Origin of the sequence: Flavobacterium sp. LM5 (assembly GCF_002017945.1) — a bacterium.
Taxonomy (GTDB): Bacteria; Bacteroidota; Bacteroidia; order Flavobacteriales; family Flavobacteriaceae; genus Flavobacterium; species Flavobacterium succinicans.
In genome coordinates, this window is record NZ_MUFX01000001.1 from 1,603,635 (window position 1) to 1,622,472 (window position 18,838).

General features: G+C 36.1%; 12 protein-coding genes and 2 tRNA genes. 5 read left to right on the forward strand and 9 right to left on the reverse strand.

Annotated features, from left to right (window positions below):
• Nucleotides 1-14: 14 nt before the first annotated feature.
• The 3 genes from BXU11_RS06840 to rpsT all read left to right on the forward strand — a co-directional run bounded on the left by BXU11_RS06840 (nt 15) and on the right by rpsT (nt 486).
• Nucleotides 15-86: transfer RNA gene (locus tag BXU11_RS06840), tRNA-Glu, on the forward strand.
• Nucleotides 87-128: 42 nt separating this feature from the next.
• Nucleotides 129-200 (forward strand) — tRNA-Glu (locus BXU11_RS06845).
• Between the two features lie 34 nt (nt 201-234).
• On the forward strand, nt 235-486 hold the full coding sequence (gene rpsT, locus BXU11_RS06850) for a 30S ribosomal protein S20 (RefSeq protein WP_024981100.1): 252 nt from the start codon (nt 235-237) through the stop codon (nt 484-486).
• A 58-nt stretch (nt 487-544) separates the two neighbouring features.
• On the opposite strand, the gene BXU11_RS06855 is transcribed toward rpsT, so the two are convergent.
• Nucleotides 545-955, reverse strand: coding sequence for a response regulator (locus BXU11_RS06855; RefSeq protein ID WP_078211503.1), 411 nt, complete (start codon nt 953-955; stop codon nt 545-547).
• 4 nt (nt 956-959) lie between these two features.
• On the reverse strand, nt 960-2,606 hold the full coding sequence (locus BXU11_RS06860; protein WP_223253685.1) for a PAS domain-containing protein: 1,647 nt from the start codon (nt 2,604-2,606) through the stop codon (nt 960-962).
• Nucleotides 2,607-2,831: 225 nt separating this feature from the next.
• Between BXU11_RS06860 and typA the strand changes: the two genes are divergently transcribed.
• Nucleotides 2,832-4,628 (forward strand): translational GTPase TypA, encoded by a 1,797-nt coding sequence (gene typA / locus BXU11_RS06865; protein WP_024981098.1) that lies wholly within the window; start codon nt 2,832-2,834, stop codon nt 4,626-4,628.
• A gap of 183 nt (nt 4,629-4,811) precedes the next feature.
• Here typA and BXU11_RS06870 read toward each other — a convergent pair whose 3' ends face one another.
• The 7 genes from BXU11_RS06870 to BXU11_RS06900 all read right to left on the reverse strand — a co-directional run bounded on the left by BXU11_RS06870 (nt 4,812) and on the right by BXU11_RS06900 (nt 17,562).
• Complete coding sequence (locus BXU11_RS06870) at nt 4,812-5,225, reverse strand: DUF2141 domain-containing protein (protein WP_223253686.1); 414 nt, start codon at nt 5,223-5,225, stop codon at nt 4,812-4,814.
• Nucleotides 5,226-5,236: 11 nt separating this feature from the next.
• Nucleotides 5,237-6,154 (reverse strand): alpha/beta hydrolase, encoded by a 918-nt coding sequence (locus tag BXU11_RS06875; protein WP_078211507.1) that lies wholly within the window; start codon nt 6,152-6,154, stop codon nt 5,237-5,239.
• A gap of 7 nt (nt 6,155-6,161) precedes the next feature.
• On the reverse strand, nt 6,162-7,997 hold the full coding sequence (locus BXU11_RS06880; protein WP_078211509.1) for a glycoside hydrolase family 13 protein: 1,836 nt from the start codon (nt 7,995-7,997) through the stop codon (nt 6,162-6,164).
• A gap of 204 nt (nt 7,998-8,201) precedes the next feature.
• Nucleotides 8,202-13,145, reverse strand: a complete 4,944-nt coding sequence (locus BXU11_RS06885; RefSeq protein WP_078211511.1) for a T9SS type B sorting domain-containing protein — start codon at nt 13,143-13,145, stop codon at nt 8,202-8,204.
• Between the two features lie 304 nt (nt 13,146-13,449).
• Nucleotides 13,450-15,786 (reverse strand): T9SS type B sorting domain-containing protein, encoded by a 2,337-nt coding sequence (locus tag BXU11_RS06890; RefSeq protein ID WP_078211513.1) that lies wholly within the window; start codon nt 15,784-15,786, stop codon nt 13,450-13,452.
• A 15-nt stretch (nt 15,787-15,801) separates the two neighbouring features.
• Nucleotides 15,802-16,638 carry an ABC transporter permease gene (locus tag BXU11_RS06895; RefSeq protein WP_078211515.1) on the reverse strand — a complete coding sequence of 279 codons (837 nt, stop codon included), beginning with the start codon at nt 16,636-16,638 and terminating at the stop codon, nt 15,802-15,804.
• Nucleotides 16,639-16,668: 30 nt separating this feature from the next.
• On the reverse strand, nt 16,669-17,562 hold the full coding sequence (locus BXU11_RS06900; RefSeq protein ID WP_024981091.1) for an ABC transporter ATP-binding protein: 894 nt from the start codon (nt 17,560-17,562) through the stop codon (nt 16,669-16,671).
• 188 nt (nt 17,563-17,750) lie between these two features.
• Here BXU11_RS06900 and BXU11_RS06905 point away from each other — a divergent pair, with 188 nt between their 5' ends.
• Nucleotides 17,751-18,812: a hypothetical protein gene (locus BXU11_RS06905; RefSeq protein ID WP_078211517.1), complete on the forward strand. Its 1,062-nt coding sequence runs from the start codon at nt 17,751-17,753 to the stop codon at nt 18,810-18,812.
• Nucleotides 18,813-18,838: the final 26 nt, after the last annotated feature.

Sequence of the window (18,838 nt, forward strand, 5' to 3'; positions counted from 1 at the left end):
TTAAGAAGGATAATGGCCCGTTCGTCTATCGGTTAGGACGCATGGTTTTCATCCATGTAAGAGCGGTTCGATTCCGCTACGGGCTACTAATTCATTTTGAAAGATTGAAAAACAACTTAGGAGAACAAGGTCCGTTCGTCTAGGGGTTAGGACGCCAAGATTTCGTCTTGGTAACAGAGGTTCGATTCCTTTACGGACTACAAAAAAAATAGTAAAAGATAAAAAAGCAATAAAATGGCAAATCATAAATCAGCTCTAAAAAGAATTAGAAGCAACGAAAAAAGAAGAGTATTAAACAGATACCAACATAAAACTACTCGTAATGCTATTAAAGCATTAAGAATAGCTACTGATAAAGTTGATGCTACATCTAAATTATCTGCTGTTATTTCTATGATTGACAAGTTAGCTAAGAAGAATATCATCCATGATAACAAAGCTTCAAACTTAAAATCTAAGTTAACTAAGCACGTTGCTAAATTGTAAAACAATTTATTTGACAATATATTAAAAAACCCTTTTTTAAGGGTTTTTTTTTGTTCTTTTATTTTAGCTTCTCCATTAAATATTCTAACATTTCCACGGTTATTGGTTTGGGGAGAAAATCCACGACAATGGGAAAGTTTTTTGCCCTTGCTAAGTCTTGAGGGTCAATTGTAGATGAAATGATGATTACCTTGGTGGTTTTGTTGAATCTAGAGTATTCCTTGTTTGTGAAAGTTTCTAGAAACTTCCATCCATTCATAACGGGCATGTTTAGGTCTAGAAAAATTAAGTCAATTTGTTTTATGGCTATTTCAGATTTGTCTTCTGATAATTTTTGATAAAGCTCTAGTGCATCTTGACCATTTTTTGCGGTTATTACTTCTTTGCAAAAAGCAATTTTGGTATTTACTTTTTTACAAATCAGTAATGCGATTGGGTCATCATCTATGTATAACAGTGTGTTGAACATAAATTTAAAATAGTAAGGTGAATTCGGTTCCTTTGTTTACTTCGCTTTCTATAGCTATACTTCCTCCGAGTGATTCAATTTGAGATTTTACAAGGTAAAGTCCTAATCCTTTACTATCGGGGTGGTCGTGAAATCTTTGGTATAGTCCAAAAACAAGATCTGAATGTTGTTTTAGATCGATACCGATTCCATTGTCTTTGTATTTTAGTTGTATTTTATTTTTTACTAATGCAGTGGATATGGATATTTTTAATTTTCTGTCTTCTGATTTGTATTTTATTGAATTGGTTAATAAATTCATTATAATACTTTCTAGATACGCTTTGTTGGTGTATATGCTATTGGCTGAATGTAGTTCATATTCAACTTCGGGTTCTATGTTTTTGATTTGAAATTTAAGCTGATTAAAAAGGTGTTCTAGGGTTTTGTTTATTGATACATTTTCCATGTGTATGGATACTTTGTCTTTAATTACAATAATATTTACAAGATCATTTATGGTTTCGTTTAATTGGTAGGTTGATTTTTTGAATCCATAAAGTATTTCTGATAGTTCGTGATTGTAAATAGGAATTTCTTCTAACAAATTAAGCAGACCTATTAAATTGGATAATGGTGCGCGTAAATTATGAGAGGTTATGTATGAAAATTGTTTTAAATCTTTGTTGTTTTGAGTAAGCTCTCGAATAAGTTGTTCTTTTTCTTTTTGTTGTTTGCGTTCTTCGGTAACATCTTTTTGGATAGATATCCAATGTGATAGTTCTTGTTCTGCGTTGTATACTGGTATCATGGAGAAGCGAACCCAGTATTCTTCTTTGTTTTTTTTGCAGGTTAAGGTTTCAATTTGGCATTCTCTTTTTTCCTTAATTGCTGTTTTAAATTTTTCAAACTCATTTAAATCATAAATTTCAGTATTAAATGGATTGAAGGGCTTGTGTAGTACCTTTTTGGAATGGTAGCCAGTCATTAGGCTGAATGAGTTGTTTACGTATATGATATTGGGTAATGTAGTGGAGTTTGGTGCTGATTTTGTGATGACCACAGCGTCTTTAGTTTGTGTGACTACTGTTTCTAATAATTTTAAATTTTGTTCTTCTTCTTTTTGTTTTGTAATGTCCTGAATGGCACCAATCATTCTGAGTGCTCTTCCTTCTTGGTCTTTAATAAGGTAGCCTCTGTCGAGAACATATTTATAGGTTTGGTCTGCGCATCTAAAACGATATTGATCTTGCCAATTTTCTGATTTTTGTTCAAGGAATGAATACAGTTTTATAGACATTTTTATGCTGTCCTCTGGATGAATTTTGTCAAACCACCAAGACGAACTTGTTCCTACTTGATCTTCTGTGTAACCAAAAAGGGTTTCTATTCCTTTGTTCCAGATGATGTTGTCTTCTTGGATTTTCCAATCCCAAATGGCATCACTTGTTGCTTTTGATACAATATTATATCTTTTGTTGGATGCTTTAATCTCATTGTTGATCGATTTTAAACGGTCAAGTATTTTGAGGTTTCTTTTTTCATTTTTAGATAAAATGTATCTGAATAAAAAACTTACAAATAAGATGTAAAAGACATCCTTTGCTAAGTTAAAATAGAGAAGGTTGGTGAAAAAGTATTTAGCAGATAATTTATGCCAAAATATTGCCATAAATAGCGAAAAAAGAATGAAAACGCTGATTATTTTATTCGTTTTATTTTTCATTACCCAAATATAAATAATTTTTTTGTTATAAAATTAAATATTATTTAACAAATGGATTTACTTTATTAAGAATTTACCGAATTGATTGTTATTCAAACTTTTAGTAAACAATGAGTGAAAGGTTTTTTATATGAAAATAAAGTGTACATTTGCACCCACAAAAAATCTCAGATGGAATCTATTAGAAACATTGCAATTATTGCCCACGTCGATCACGGTAAAACCACTTTGGTTGATAAAATTATGTATCACTGTCAATTATTTCGTGACAACGAAAACACAGGTGATTTAATTCTTGATAACAACGACTTAGAGCGTGAAAGAGGAATTACTATTACATCAAAAAACGTTTCGGTACAGTACAAAGGAACAAAAATCAATATTATTGATACTCCTGGTCACGCCGATTTTGGTGGAGAAGTAGAACGTGTTTTGAACATGGCTGATGGTGTTTGTTTGCTTGTAGATGCCTTTGAAGGACCAATGCCACAAACTCGTTTCGTATTGCAAAAAGCAATTGATTTAGGGTTGAAACCATGTGTAGTAATCAATAAAGTTGATAAAGAAAACTGTACTCCTGAAGAAGTTCACGAAAAAGTTTTTGACTTAATGTTCGAATTGGGTGCACAAGAATGGCAATTAGACTTTCCAACCGTTTACGGTTCTGCCAAGAACAACTGGATGTCTGATGATTGGAAAAATCAAACCGAAAACATCGAGCCATTATTGGATATGGTAATCGAAAATGTTCCAGCTCCAAAAGTATCTGAAGGGACGCCACAAATGTTGATTACCTCTCTTGATTTTTCCGCTTTTACAGGTCGTATCGCTATTGGTCGTTTGGAAAGAGGTGTTTTGAAAGAAGGTATGCCAATTTCTTTAGTAAAAAGAGATGGTTCTATCTCTAAATCTAAAATTAAAGAATTACATACTTTTGAAGGTCTTGGACGTAAAAAAGTAGAACAAGTAATTGCTGGAGATATTTGTGCCATTGTTGGAGTTGAAGGTTTTGAAATTGGTGATACTATTTCTGATTTTGAAAATCCTGAAGGATTGGCGTCTATTGCCATCGATGAACCAACCATGAGTATGTTGTTTACCATTAACGACTCTCCATTCTTTGGAAAAGAAGGTAAATTTGTAACTTCTCGTCATATTAGAGAGCGTTTAACCAAAGAATTAGAGAAAAACTTAGCTATGAAATTGGGTGAAACTGATTCAGCGGATAAGTTTATGGTTTTTGGTCGTGGTGTATTGCACTTGTCTGTTCTTATCGAAACCATGAGAAGAGAAGGATACGAGTTACAAATTGGTCAACCACAAGTAATCATCAAAGAAATTGATGGTAAAAAATGTGAGCCAATTGAAGAGTTAACTATCGACTTACCCGAAAATCTTTCTGGAAGAGCTGTAGAGTTTGTTACTTTGCGTAAAGGTGAAATGCTCTCTATGGAAACTAAAGGAGAGCGTATGATTATTAAATTTAATATTCCATCTCGTGGAATTATCGGATTGCGTAATCAATTGCTTACTGCTACTGCAGGTGAGGCTATTATGTCACACCGTTTTATCGGTTATGAGCCTTACAAAGGTGAAATTGCTGGACGTAACAAAGGTTCATTGATCTCTATGGAGAAAGGGAAAGCTATTCCTTATTCTATCGATAAATTGCAAGATCGTGGTAAGTTTTTCGTGGAGCCAAATGCTGAAATCTACGAAGGACAAGTTATTGGAGAAAACTCTCGTGGAGATGATATGTGTGTAAACGTAACGAAAGAGAAAAAACAATCTAACGTACGTTCTTCTGGAAATGATGAAAAAGCTAGAATTATTCCTCCAATTATCTTTTCATTGGAAGAAGCTTTAGAATACATTCAAAAAGATGAATATGTAGAGTGTACACCAAAATCTATTCGTTTGAGAAAAATCTATTTAACTGAAACAGATAGAAAAAGATTTAAAGTTTAAATTTTTCTAAATATCAAAATAGTAAATCCCAAATTCCAAAGTAATGGAGTTTGGGATTTTTTTATGGTGTTTCCCGCCAGAAAAAGGCGGGCCGGGCTATCCGCTATATCTTTTTGGGGCTAGAAAAAAGCCCCAAAAAGGATGCCGCTGCTATCCCTAACACAATATTACTACCATTAGAAATTATAATTTATCATTCATTTTGATCGTAATTTTTGAATCAGTGACAAGCGAAAACTTCGCATCCTCATATTTTGGAGGTCCCATAAAACCTTTAGCATTGTTTGAACACGCTACGGGTTCTTTGGGCATTCCGATGAAGTTTTTATCTAGTTTTCCATTACCATTTTGATCATGATATACCATCACAGTATAGTCGGATTTGGGTAAATCGCTAAAAATAACAGTTGCTGTATTTGCTTTTATGCTTGTTGAGGTTGTTTTATAAGCGGATTTCAAAAACTTTCCTTTCGAGTTGTAGACTTCAGCCATAAGCTTTCCAGAGTTGTTTTGAATGCCAGTGATAGTCACCGTTAAAGCGTTATTTTGAGCAAAACCTATTGCGCTAATTAGTAAAAGTAAAGAGGGTAGTTTCAATTTTATTTTTTTTAATTTTTTAATAAAAACAATAAAGGAAGATCCAATCGTTTGGCCCAGGCTGTCTCGGAATGGTTTTCTCCAGGGAAAAATTTGGTTTCCCAGTTATTCGAAGTAAATCCCTTGTTCATCATCACTTGATCTACTTTTTGTTGCAAGGCTGGATATAAAGCATCCAAGGTTTGATCGCCATAATCAAAGTAGATTTTATGATTTTTAGGATCAGGAAGTTTCTTTTGAAGGTACGCTACAAAGGCATCAGGAATAGGATTATTACTTATTGCGAATGTTCCGGGCCAGTGTGTAGACAAACATGCGGCACCTCCAAAAACTTTTGGATATTCACAAATAGCATACATCGAAATCAAGCCACCCATACTAGATCCTGCTACAAAAGTGTTTTGTTGATCCTTTTTGGTAGAGAAAGTCTTGTCGATAAAGGGTTTTAGCTCGGTAACCAAAAATTTCAAATACAAATCAGAGTAGGGTTTAAAGATGTCTTTGGTTCTACCTGCTTTTTGTAATTGAGCTGTTACTGTGTCTTTTTGTATTGGAGTCAAGCTCTCAAAAGGTTTTTGAGGAAAATATTCAGGGTGGCGTTTTGGGCCGTTGTTGTAAATGCCTACCACAATAAATTTTTTAGTTTTTCCTGCGGCTATCAATTTTCCTGCTACTTCGTCTACTTCCCACGCTTGTTGGTTCCAAGTACTTTCAGTGTCATACAAGGCTTGGCCGTCATGCATATACAAGACGGCATATTTTTCTTTATTGGAATAACCTTCTGGGAGCCAGACATCGATTGTTCGAGCATCAATTAATTTTGATTTGAAATTTTCAAAGCGCTGTATTTTGCCTGAGGTGACCTTTACTTGTGCTTTTGTGAATGTAATCAAAAACAGCGTTAGGAGAAGGATACAATACTTTTTCATCGAACTGTTATTTAATTTCTAGAATTAAGGCTGATTTTGGGGCGATTTCTAGTGTTCCATTTACATTTATTTCTTTTCCTGTTAAAGCTTCTTTCGCATTGAAGCTGGCAGGAATCATGTCATGATACGTTTTCATATCTAAGGCGACTTTTTTATCGTTTTTATTCAAAATTACCATGATTTTTTGCGTATTGGTAGATCTGAAATAAACGTATGCTTCATTTTTCTCAGGCACATAATGGGTGAATTTTCCATCGTGAATAGCTGTAGCTGTTTTTCTCCATTGAAAGAGATTTTTGAAGAATTTTTGGGCTTCTAATTCATCGGCAGTCATTCCTTTGCCTGTAAGTGCATTTTTGGTATCACCTTCCCATCCTCCATAGAAATCGGCTCTGCGTTGCCCGTCATTACCCATTTTTTCATGTGTAAATAATAATTCGGTTCCGTAATAGATTTGCGGAATACCTCGCATGGTGGCATACAACGTCATGGCTAATTTCCAATTGTCTAAATTTTTATTCAATCTAGAGTAAATACGATCCATATCGTGATTATCTGGAAAAATCAATAGATTATTGGGGTTAGGAAAAATATGGTCTTCTCCCATACCTTTGTATACTTCTTTCCAAGTCGATTCCCATTCATTTTTGGTATTCAACGCTTTTACCAAATTATCCGTTAAGGCAAAGTCCATTAACGAGGGTAGATAGCATTGGTAACCGTCTACATTTTTTTTGTCTTTTTGCCAATAGGCTGCAATTTCTTTTACATTGGTCATTTCCTCGCCAACAACATTAAAGTTGGGATATTCCTCTAAAATAGTTTTGGTCCAATACGTCAAAAAGTCTTTATCGGCATACGAAAAAGTATCTTCTCTAAATCCTGAAAGCCCTGCATATTCGATCCACCAAATGGTGTTTTGGGTCAAATAACTGGCCATGAATGGGTTTCTTTGGTTTAAATCTGGCATAGTGGTATCAAACCAGCCATCGGTGTACCCTTTTTTATCTTCAGCGGTTGCGTAAGGATCCAAAAGTGTCGATTTAAGGTGATTGGTTCTTGTCTTGGTATCTGGAACATTTACCCAATCCTTCATCGGCATGTCTTTGATAAAGTAATATTCTAAACCACAGTGATTCAATACTACATCCCAAATCAAGCCAATGTTTCTTTTTTTAGCTTCGGTCACTAGTTTTTTGAAATCTTCATTGGTTCCAAAACGAGGATCTATTTTGTAAAAATCGGTAGCCGCATAACCATGATAGGAATATTTTGGCATGTTGTTTTCGAGTAGTGGTGTATTCCAGATTTGAGTATAACCAAGGGATTGGATATAGTCTAAGTTGTTGATGATCCCTTGAATATCGCCACCGTGTCGTCCGTTTTCGTCTGTGCGATTGGCTTTTTCAAGACTGTCAGGCATGTTGTCGTTTTTGGGATTGCCATTGGCAAAACGATCGGGCATGATTAACAGTATGGCATCTTTGTTAGAAAAACTGGCTCTAGTTGCACTGTTTTTTTCTCTTGCCAATAGCGGAAAGTCTTTGGAAATAATCGTTTTTCCTTTTTTGTTGAAGTTAATTTTGGCTGTTCCTGCAACGGTTTCCGGGCTGATATTGACTGTAACAAAAAGATAATTGGGATTTTCAACTTTTTCAGTTTTTACTATACTTAACCCCTTGTATTTTGTGTTGGGTTCTAAATCTTGAATATTGTTGCCGTAAACCAAAAGGGTAATTTGGTTTAATTTCATACCTACCCACCAATTAGCGGGCTCAATGCGATTGATTTGTGCTTGAAGGGTAGTAGTGATAAGAAGTAAGAGTAGGGTTGCTTTTTTCATTTTAAAACAGATTTATTAAAGAATGATTATAAAACACTTCTCTTTTTTATTTTTTTTATGAAAAAGAGAAGTATTTCATTTCTAAATTTACCGATAAAACAAATAAGCAAATTTGTTCTTAACTTTTTTTTTAGATACTAAAGTTACGCAAACGATGGTAGTTGATAATTTTTTGTGCTAAATGATTCTTTATTTACCGTAAATCTAGCGTTTCAGGGCAAAATGACCTTTGATTTCGCGACCATCTTCGAGTGTTGCGATGTACCAATAATCATCAGCGGGTAGAGGTTGGCCGTTAAAGGTTCCGTCCCAGCCATTGCTGTTCGGGAATATTTGCTTGAGCAATTTGCCATAACGATCAAAGATTCTTATCGTCGATTTGGAATTTGCTGTAGTATTGGTTCCTTTTACATTCCAATAGTCGTTGAAACCGTCACCGTTTGGGGTGAAGAATTTAGGAGCTCCCACCACTGCGATTTCTTTGCTCACTATTCCACAGCCATTTTTATCATTGACATAAAGGGTGTGAATGCCAGAAGGAATGTTTTCAAACACATTCGAGGATAAAAAAGGACCAGTGGCATCATTTAAACTGTATTCATAATCACCAGGACCTGAAACATTAATAGTTATTTTATTTATATCGTTCAAATCCACCACTTCTACCGATTCAATTTTGGCAATATCTGAGGCCGTTACTTTGATATATCTAGTGCTACTACAGCCTTGGAGATTGATGACTTCAACAGTATACAATCCGGCACTATTAACTGTTAAGGTATAATTTGTTTGCCCTGATAGTATCGCTCCGTCTTTTGTCCAAACATAAGTATAGTTTGTACTCGGACTTCCATCGTTGATGCCTCCATCAAGTTGTACACTGAAGGTTGGCAAATTGGTACATACCAGTTCATCTTCAGATCCATCCGTATTCAAGTTGATATTAGGCAGGGGGTTAACAATAAAAGGTATACTATAAGTTGCTTTACAATTTGGATTGCTTGGGTTTTCAATTGTGACGGTAATATTTTGTGTTGCAGTGAGAAATGGATTGGGTAGCGGACTTGGTAATGCCGCACCATTTTGGTCAACATAAGAAACTACCAAACCTGTTTGGCCTCCAAGTAAAGTGGCTTGAATGGTTGATGTGTCAAATGCAAATTTTCCGTCTTGTGTTATTGGGTCCGCCTCATCATCGCAGGTAGTGGTTAACGATGCAGGTAATGGAAAAACTTCTGGTAAATCGTCAACAATAAACTCAATTAACGTTTCATCAAAACATTGCAGCGTGGTGTTATTGGTAACCACTGCTTTTATGATCTGTGAAGTGGAAGCAAATGTTGTTGGAAATGGGCTATTAATCAAAACTCCATTGGCATCTTTCAAAGGATTATTTGAAGCATCAAAATACCTTACTGTTACTGGAAAGGATTGATTGGTTCCGATCAAGGAACTTTCTAATGTAGAGGTGTCAAAATTAAAAACCCCGTCTTGATTATCATCACATTGTCTAGCAATGCTAACTGGATTTGCAACTGGCAATTTTTCTACTGTAATCGAGACAAAAGGACCTAGTCCAAAACAAGCATTATCAACATCGCTATCCACGCGCACCCAAATATCTTGTGTGTCAGGATAACCTATATTTCTATAATTGGCGATATCGGTGATGGCATTGAGTTCGGATAAAGCATCGGCCTGATTTCTATAATAAACAACGTTATACGTCACGCCAGCTGTTGTGGGTAAAAGGTCTTGAATTGTTGCTTTTGTTGCCGTTAAATCAAATGAAGCGATCCCATCTCGCTTGTTATTATTCGCATTATTGACTCCATTACTATCCAAAAAATCATCGCAAACAGTTGGGACTATAATTTTATAGTTTGAAGGAATACTTGTGGCGACAACTTGCAGGTTTATTTTAGCCACACTAAAGCAACCGTTACTGTTTACCACTCTTGTCCAAACATCCATAGTGCCTGGAATGGTATTAGTAAAAGCAAATGGTGCAGTAATTAATTGCAGGGAATTTGCAGTAGTAGCACCGGCTAGTGTAGTATAGTAAGTGAAAAATTCGTTGGCAGCATTACTGGAAATAGCGTCGTTTTTTACGGTTAAATTAAATGTAGAAATAGCATCTAAATCATCATCGCATTGCACAATGGTAATAGGGGCAACGGTTGGCAGCGCAAAAGTCGTTAAGGTTGCTGCTGTAGAGATTAAACCACAAGAGTTTCCAACTCTGTTTAATAGTACTCTATAACTGTAACCATTCATAGTTGAAGCAATATTATTTACTTGCAGAATTGCTGTGGTTACCCCAGTATAATCAACATTGTTGATTAAATTGTTCCAAGTCACTCCATCAGTACTCCATTGCCATTGAAAACTTTCGGCATTGGATACCACTTCAAAAGTTGCGCTTTGCAAAAGGCATTGCGATTTGTTTGCCGGTTGCGTCGTGATTGTGATTGGTGCTGCAATACTGTAATTAGGATTTGGAAGGGTATATGGTGCACCAATTACGCGCCCGTTGGTATCAACCAAAATAGGAGCCGTTCCCAATTTTCCATCTCCATCAGGATCAGGAAATCCAGCTTCAATAATATCGTTGCATGAATCGTTATCACGGTCAAGATCGCGATAGTTAGCACTGCCGTCAGCATCTTGATCTGAGCCTGTTTCTATAGTATCTAAAATTCCGTCGTTGTCACTATCTAAATCTTTGTAATCGGGAATACCATCGTTATCCGTATCTATTGGAGTAAAGCCTGGTTCGAAGGCGTTATCCAACCCGTTTTTATCGGAGTCAGTGTTGGCAATTGTTACAGTAGTATTTCCTTGTGCTTCGAGGGTGTCTAAAATGCCATCGTTGTCACTGTCGGAATCAAATTGGTTAGGAATTCCGTCAGCATCTGAATCAACGGATCCAAAAGTGTAAATTTGAAAAGGAGCTTGGTTACTAGTTGATTCCGAAAGATTACTATGTTTAAAAATTAACGAGTCAATAGCATATCCTTGGATTTTAAATCGCATGCTACCAGCAGGTATGCTGGTCGTGCTTTTAAAACGGAACCTGATTTCGAAAGAGGTAAATTCTTTTACTCCGCTTTCGTAAATGCCATCAAAGTTGGTGTCAATCAATAATTCATCAAACGGGTTAGTGATTGTTAGCGTTTGATTTGGAGGTACAGAAATGATAAAATCTCCATCTCCATTAGCTAAATCAGCAACTGGAGTAGTCTTTCCAATATCAGGACCTATGTAGTTAAATGTTACTGATTCAGGTTTTGTCCAGTTAAGGTTATAAATGGTAGGATTGTTTTTGCCTGCTGGAACATTTGAGACAAAGCCGTAATCAACATAGCCAGAAATAGATCCAGTACCAGTAACTGTACCAGCGTAATTGCTGCCAACTATAGGATTACTTTGATTTACCAGCATGAACGCGCCTTCTGTTGTATTTACTATTCCATCGTTGTCCCAGTCAATATCGATGTTGTTGTTAGTGCCATCATTATCATCATCTTTAGGACATTCACTTACGGGAATTTTATCTGAAAAAACTTCACTCAAGCATCCCGAAATACTTCCTCTAACTTGATAATAACCAGGAGTTGTAGGCGTATAAGTATTCGTTGTTGCTCCCGTTATTTCTAAATCATCTTTGTACCATTGAAAATTATCATAAGCCGATAAACTACTAATTTTTAATACCACATTGGGTATGCAAGACGAAGTACCGATAGCTATTTTATCCGAAACAATTTCAGGTTTCAAATCAAAACCAGAATAATATCCACCATAAGTAGCCGCTCCATTAGTTCCAGAATACGAAACATAGACTTGTTTGGTGGATTTCACGGCAATATTTCCAAAAAGGCTTGTTATGGTATATTTTACAAAAGCAGGATTGCCAGTAATGGTTTGAGGTAATGCCGAAATCGGTGCGTTGTTCACTAAAACCGTAGCTCCGTTTTCTGTAATAATATTTAGTCCCCCCGAGTAAGTAATGGCTCCTATCTCTTGAATATCAGGAATGTTATCTACTACATTCGGCGTTGAGCAATTTAAGGGCGGTACAAAAAACATATTTTGATTCGCTGGTGAGTTTGTTCCCCCAATACTTTGGTAGGCAAATACTTTTTCCGAAGTTTTAATGTACAAGCTCCCGTTACTAAAATAGGATCCATCAATAACCGCATATTCTCCTTTGTTTAGAACGGCAAAAGGTATGCTATTACCATTCAACAAAATACTAGTAGCATCAGTATGCGCTACTAATAATACGCGCTCCAATTCATCGGTTCCATTGCCTTTGGCAAAAATATATTCGGTTCCCGTGCGTTCCAAAGGTACAATTTGGTCAAAACCTAGATCTCGTCCAATAGGAATGCCTGCTCCATTAACCTCAGTACTGTTACTACCACAAATTGAACCAGCATTCACCACTACTGATTTGTCTGCTTCCACTAAGGCACCAATCATTTTGGCACTATTTGACGGAATGGCGCTAGAATTTGTATTTTCTAAAGCAAGAACATAACTTTCATTTTTGTTCAGCGTCACAGTTATAGGACCGCTCACCACGCTACCATCCGTAAGCAAGGTGCCTGTTGGAAGGTTAGATATCGTAACTTTTGTCCCGTTTTCAGTAGCTAACACCGAAGCAAAATTCAATAGGGTAGCGTCCACCATTGGATTCAACATCGCGCCTAAACGGAATATTTTTCCTAATGCACTATTTCCTTTCGAGACGATACCTCCGGCGTGATTAAATCCGCCAAACTGACTCGGACTAGCATTCATTCGAATACTGGCATAAATTAGGTCATCAGCCTCAATCACATAGCCCTTGTTTTTTACTACCCCGATAAGACTTTTTGGAGTAATCAATTGTGTATTGTCACCCGATCCAATAGAATAACGATAAGGCGACGTTTTGCTTACGGTACCCGTAATTACAGCACCTCCATTTTCAATAATTTTAAACGGCACCGCAGTTGTATTGGGTGTCGAAATGTAGATGTAATGATCCCGAATAATATTAGTTTGACCTGTAAGTGGTGGTAAATAATGTGTTTTACTAAATTGAGCTTGAGTCAAAGCCGCTGCAAATAGCAACAAAAGGGTAAAAAGGTTTTTCATAGGTTAGTTACAAACAGTCTTGGTGGTTAAGTCATACTACTTTTTTAGGAGCAGTAACAATAGGCTTTATCAGGCAACATCGTCCCGTGATCCGCTGTATCTTTTCCTTTTTAAAGAAAAAAGGAAAAGGATGCCGCTACTCCCGGGGCTAAAATCAAAGAAGTGGCTTTTTTGGTCACAATCAACCACTTGGTATTGAGATTTCAAAATCAAAAATAGACTTAATAAGTGGATAAAAAAAGAGTAAGAATAAGAATTATAATCACGTTTTTTCAGCGGATTTAGGTAATAAACAATCGATAGTTTAGCGCTTCAAGCTAAAATGCCCCTTGATGATTTTACCCTCTTGAAAAATCAGTTGAAACCAATAATCATCCGAGGGCAAGGGGGATCCCGTAAAGGTTCCGTTCCAGCCTTCACTGCCGTGGCTTAATTCTTTTACCAGTTTTCCATAGCGATCAAAAAGTAAGATTCTTGAAGCGGGCAAAGTCTCCCAATTCTTGATTTTCCATGTATCATTATACCCGTCACCATTTGGAGTAAAAAAGCGAGGATAATCCAACACATAAATTAAATCACTAACAGTTATACCACAACCATTTTTATCTCGAATATAGGCCGTATAACTTCCGGGCGCCATATTGCCAAAAGTGGGACTTTCTTGATATTGACTACCATCCAGTGAAAATTCATAATATCCAGTTCCTGAGAAATTTAGCGTAATGGTGTTTTTATTACCAGCAAAATCATTAACAACAGCATTTAAAAACACCGCTTTTTCAGAGGATACTACAATAAAGTCTTTTGTTTTTTGACACCCTTTTTCGTTAGTAACCGAAACAAAATACTTACCCGCTTGAGACACCACAATCGATGCTGTGGTAGCGCCAGTATTCCAAACATAACTTGTGAAATCATCGGCTACACGGAGAGTTGTATTGCTCTCCGCACAAATAAAAGCTGTGGTAGGTTCAAAATCTACCGGATCAAAAGTGTTGACAACCAAAGTAATTGGAGTGATGCCGTAACAGTCGGTACCATTTTTAATTCTAGCATAAATGGTTTGTTGCAATGCTTGAGTATTGGTAAAATTGAGGTTGATTTTATTTTTCTCCACCAAAGCATCTTCATTGGATAAATAATAATCTACGATCAATCCATTAGGTAGTCCACTCAAAATAAGGGGAGTTGCTTGAATAGCTAAATCAAACTGGGACAAGCCATCTTGTTTTGAATCTTGATCGCAAATTTCTATGGGACTCGGACTAGGTATTACCGTAGTAGCCGTACTCAAAGTTACTGTAGCAATTTTTGTACAGCCGTAAATAGAAGTCGCTTTTACATAAAGCACTTGATCGACACTTGTGTTGTTAAAAGCAGCTAAATCAGTCAATGCATTGTTGTTATTCTGAGCATCGATTAGGTTGAGGTACCAATTGGTCTTGGCAATTTTGGTATCGATATTTTTGAGGGCAGTATCGTAGGTTTGTAAATCATAAGTTGTCAAGCCATCGGTATCAATATCGCATTGCAGGATTACACTATTGCTAAAAACAAGATCTGGTGCAAATTCTATTTTAATTTCTTCAGTAATAATACAAGTTGGTGAAAAAGCAACGGCTACTTTGTATGTTCCGGGAGTTGTAACCGAATAGGTAGGTTGGTTTGCGCCCGTAATCTTTAAACCATCTCTGAACCATTCAAAACTGTTGGTAGCAGGAAGATTGGTATTTAGGATCACTTGTTCCCCAAAACAAACTGGGGTATTGGTCGACAACAAACGATCAGGCCCCAAATCAATTTTGGAAGTAAAGCTTCCTGCTTCGATAAAAACAGCCGAGTTATAATCCACTAATCGATCATCCGCAATCACTAGTTTTATTTCATAGGTTTTGCCAGCGGTAACTTTGGAGCTTGCGGTTAAAACTTTAGTTTGTCCAGCATAATTTATGGGACTTGTAAAAGTATTATATCCTCCAAAATACACCTCGTTTTTGGCAGGACATCCGGGCTTGATACCATTGTTAGTGTTAGTTGGATCGATGAAGGGATGCACGCTAGTTGAGGCCACAGGAGTTGTAGATTCTGGAAGCACCGCTAAATTTTGATACGTACCGGTGCTTCCTTTTTCTTTAATCAAAAAAGCAAAGCCATCTGAATATTCGCAAGGAAAATACGAGTAGTATTCATTAGAAGCAAACACGTAATTAAAACTTATAAAATCAGTCAAAGGCACAAAATCAAATCCGATCACTGAGGCATTAATGCTTGAGATCCCCAAAATAGCATCCAAATCAGCATCGCCTTTCCAATTAGAAACTCCATTATTAATTCCATTATCGTCTTGATTAGCCAAGTATGGACCAGGAGTGTTACTACTGCTCCATGTACTCAAGAAAATTCCTTGTTTGAAAGGGAAAGCACTGCCATTAAAGTCAAAAAAACCAAGACTTTTTCGACCAGCAGTAAATGTATCTCCTGAGCTGATAAAATTAGATACTTGTGCGCAAGAACTATTTACCAATACTTTTTCAACCAAATGTTGTGTACTAAATGTATCATCAACAGTTATGTTTTGGGCTTTAATTTCTGGAAGAAAATAAAAATAAACTAGTAAAAATAAAAGGAGATGGAGTCGCATAGTATGACAAATATACTATAAATCTCGCTTTTTCAATATATTGTATGATGCGTAATTTAGAATACCCGTCCAAACTACAACAATTAGCAGGCTACCGAATCCTACGCCATATTCTTTGGTGTTTTCAACCCCTAATTGCGAACCGATATTTTGTACCACCGATAATCTGGTGAAAGGTTCGGTAATTAAATTTGACATAGCTTCCAAGGGAAAAAATTGGGTAATGTAGCCTGCAATTGGGCTGTCAGGAAATATTTCAAAAGTGAGTAGCCCTCTTGTAAAAGCTTCTACAAATGATAAAACTAGTATAAAGCCTAAAGCAAAAGCCGAACGTTTGACCCAAATACCAGCAAACAAACACAAAGAAAAGAATCCGACTAGTTTTACAAAAAAGGCCAAAACATATTCCAAATCCGAAAAAATGATACCAAATTCAGTGTAAGAAGAAAAGCATAATCCCAAAATTAAACTCATGATAAAAACGAACACAGTAGAAGCCGCTGCAAATGAAACTACAGTTAGGAATTTAGATAATACCAGTTCTTTTTTGCTCATACCATCGATGAGGTTTTGTTTTAGCGTGCCATAACTGTATTCGTTGGCCATCATCGAAACAATAACAATGGCTAAAAAGAATTTTAAAATAGCGGCAATATAGGTGTTGAAATGCCAAATAAAAGGGAAGTTAAAGATACCCATTTCGGCCAAGTGAAATTTGAAAACACCCAAATCAAATTTGATAGAGGCAATTAAGGCGATAAAGGAAAGCAATATAAAATAAGTAAGAGTAAGGACTCTACTGGCTTTATTCAACCAGATTTTTTGGAGTTCTATAGCGAGTAATCGTTTCATGATTTTATTTTTAGAGGTAGAGAAAGTAAACTATTTTTTGGTCAATGTTAAAAATTGCTCCTCCAAACTGTTTTTACGTTTTACAAGGTGCTTTAGCGTGATCTGATTGTCAAATAAGTAGCGATTCAAATCTGATGCTGGCCACTCGCTTTTCAAGTAGACCAATATTTTAGCATCTTCATCGACCACTTTTTCTACAGCAGGATGTGTTTGCAGCATGGCTTTGAGTGCTTGATTGTCATCTGCTTCTAGTTCAAAAAAACCTTCATTTGCAGCTATTCCGTCCACAGGACCAGCATACAAAATTTCGCCTTTTTGTAAAACAACAACGTGAGAGCATACTTTTTCTACTTCGTCTAAAAGGTGGGAGGCCAACAAAATTGTGGTGCCTAAAGCGGCTATTTTTTTGATAATATCCCGAATTTGATGAATACCTTGTGGATCTAAACCATTGGTGGGTTCATCCAAAATCAAAATCTCGGGATCGTTGAGTAGGGCAGAGGCAATGGCCAAGCGTTGTTTCATACCCAAAGAAAAAGTGCTGAATTTGCTGTCTTTTCTTTCGATAAGCCCTACCAATTCTAATTTTTCTTCAATTTTAGAATAATTGATGTTTTTTATTTTGCACACTAATTTAAGATTTTCATGTGCAGTCATGTACGGATAAAAATTAGGCCTTTCGATGATGGCGCCTACTTTTTTGAGCGCCTCATGCGTTTCTGTTGTTCCATCAAACCATTGATAGTTGCCGGATGAAGCATTAACTACATTGAGTGTAATGCCTAGTGTGGTAGATTTACCACTTCCATTTGGGCCCAAAATTCCGTAAACATTGCCTTTTTTTATCTCAAACGAAACATTTTTCAAGGCTTGTATTTTGCCATATCGTTTGTTGAGATTATTGATGCTGAGTATAGTTTCCAAGTGCGTTATTTTTAGTTTATTATAGGACGGCTCAATACAGTATTTGTTACTCATTTGCTTACTTTTTTATACCACAAAAGTTTATTCGATATAAAATTTGTTTTAAAAAGGAATAAAAAACCTTGTCAAGCATGGGTTTTCTTAGCATAACAACTGAAATTACTTAAATTTGTAAAAAATACATTCTTATGAGCGAGCCGTTAATGGTTTTTAAAAAGCCATCTTATCCTATCAACAAGCCTTTAATGGAATATTTAGAGCGATTTGAACGCATTTCAAAAGTGCCTATTTTTTACGATGATTTATTACGATTTTCGGGTGCCATAAATGTATACGATAAAAAAAACAACGATACGCTTTGGATTCGCGTGTATTATAATGAATTTGAAAGGGCTGAGATCGATTTGACGCTGATGAAAATTTATTCCTTACTTCATTCTGATGGAAATACCAATATCATAAAATACCTCAATATCGACTGTATCGATTATTGTACGTTCGGGAATTCGAAGCCGTTCCGTATTAAAGTTAGAAATATTTTAAACGACAATTATACTCACTTTTATATTAAAAAAGCCGACGCATCTAGAGTATATGGTTTAGAGTTTGAACACATACTTTCGCCAGATAAAATTAACTTTTTAGTGTATGGTGACACATTGGTGGAGGAGCATATTATGGGTATTCCAGGCGATATGTTCATGAAAGAACGTTTGTCAAAATGTTCAGAAACGGCCAAAGCACAAATCGCGAAGGAATTTGTTAAGTTTAATGAACGTTGTATGATCCGTCTGCTAGGGGATATGAGGGCTTATAATTATGTAATTGTTCCCACACACGATTTTGATCAAGTGGTGTATCGCATTCGAGCGATTGATTTTGATCAACAAACTTATGAAGGGAATTTTAAAGTATATCGCCCTCAATTTTTCAAAGAAAATTACCCCATGGTGCTATTGGTGAAAGATAAATTACAAGAAAGTTCTATCGAACAATACAAGTATGAGGAACGTTCTGCTATGGCCAAAAGAATTAAATCATACGAAAATAGAATCAAACGATTGGTTCAAATTATGACCAATGATCCCGTGGCTCCCATAGAGCACGTGGATCGATTAAAGCAAGAATTATTCAATTATACCCATGATATCAATTTTAAACATGCTAAATCAATGGGAGGTATTATGAATGCGGCTTTTGATTTTGTGACCCGAAATTTTAAAAACACTCATATTAGCCCGGGCTTTTAATGTTACATTTCATTAGTTGATTTTAT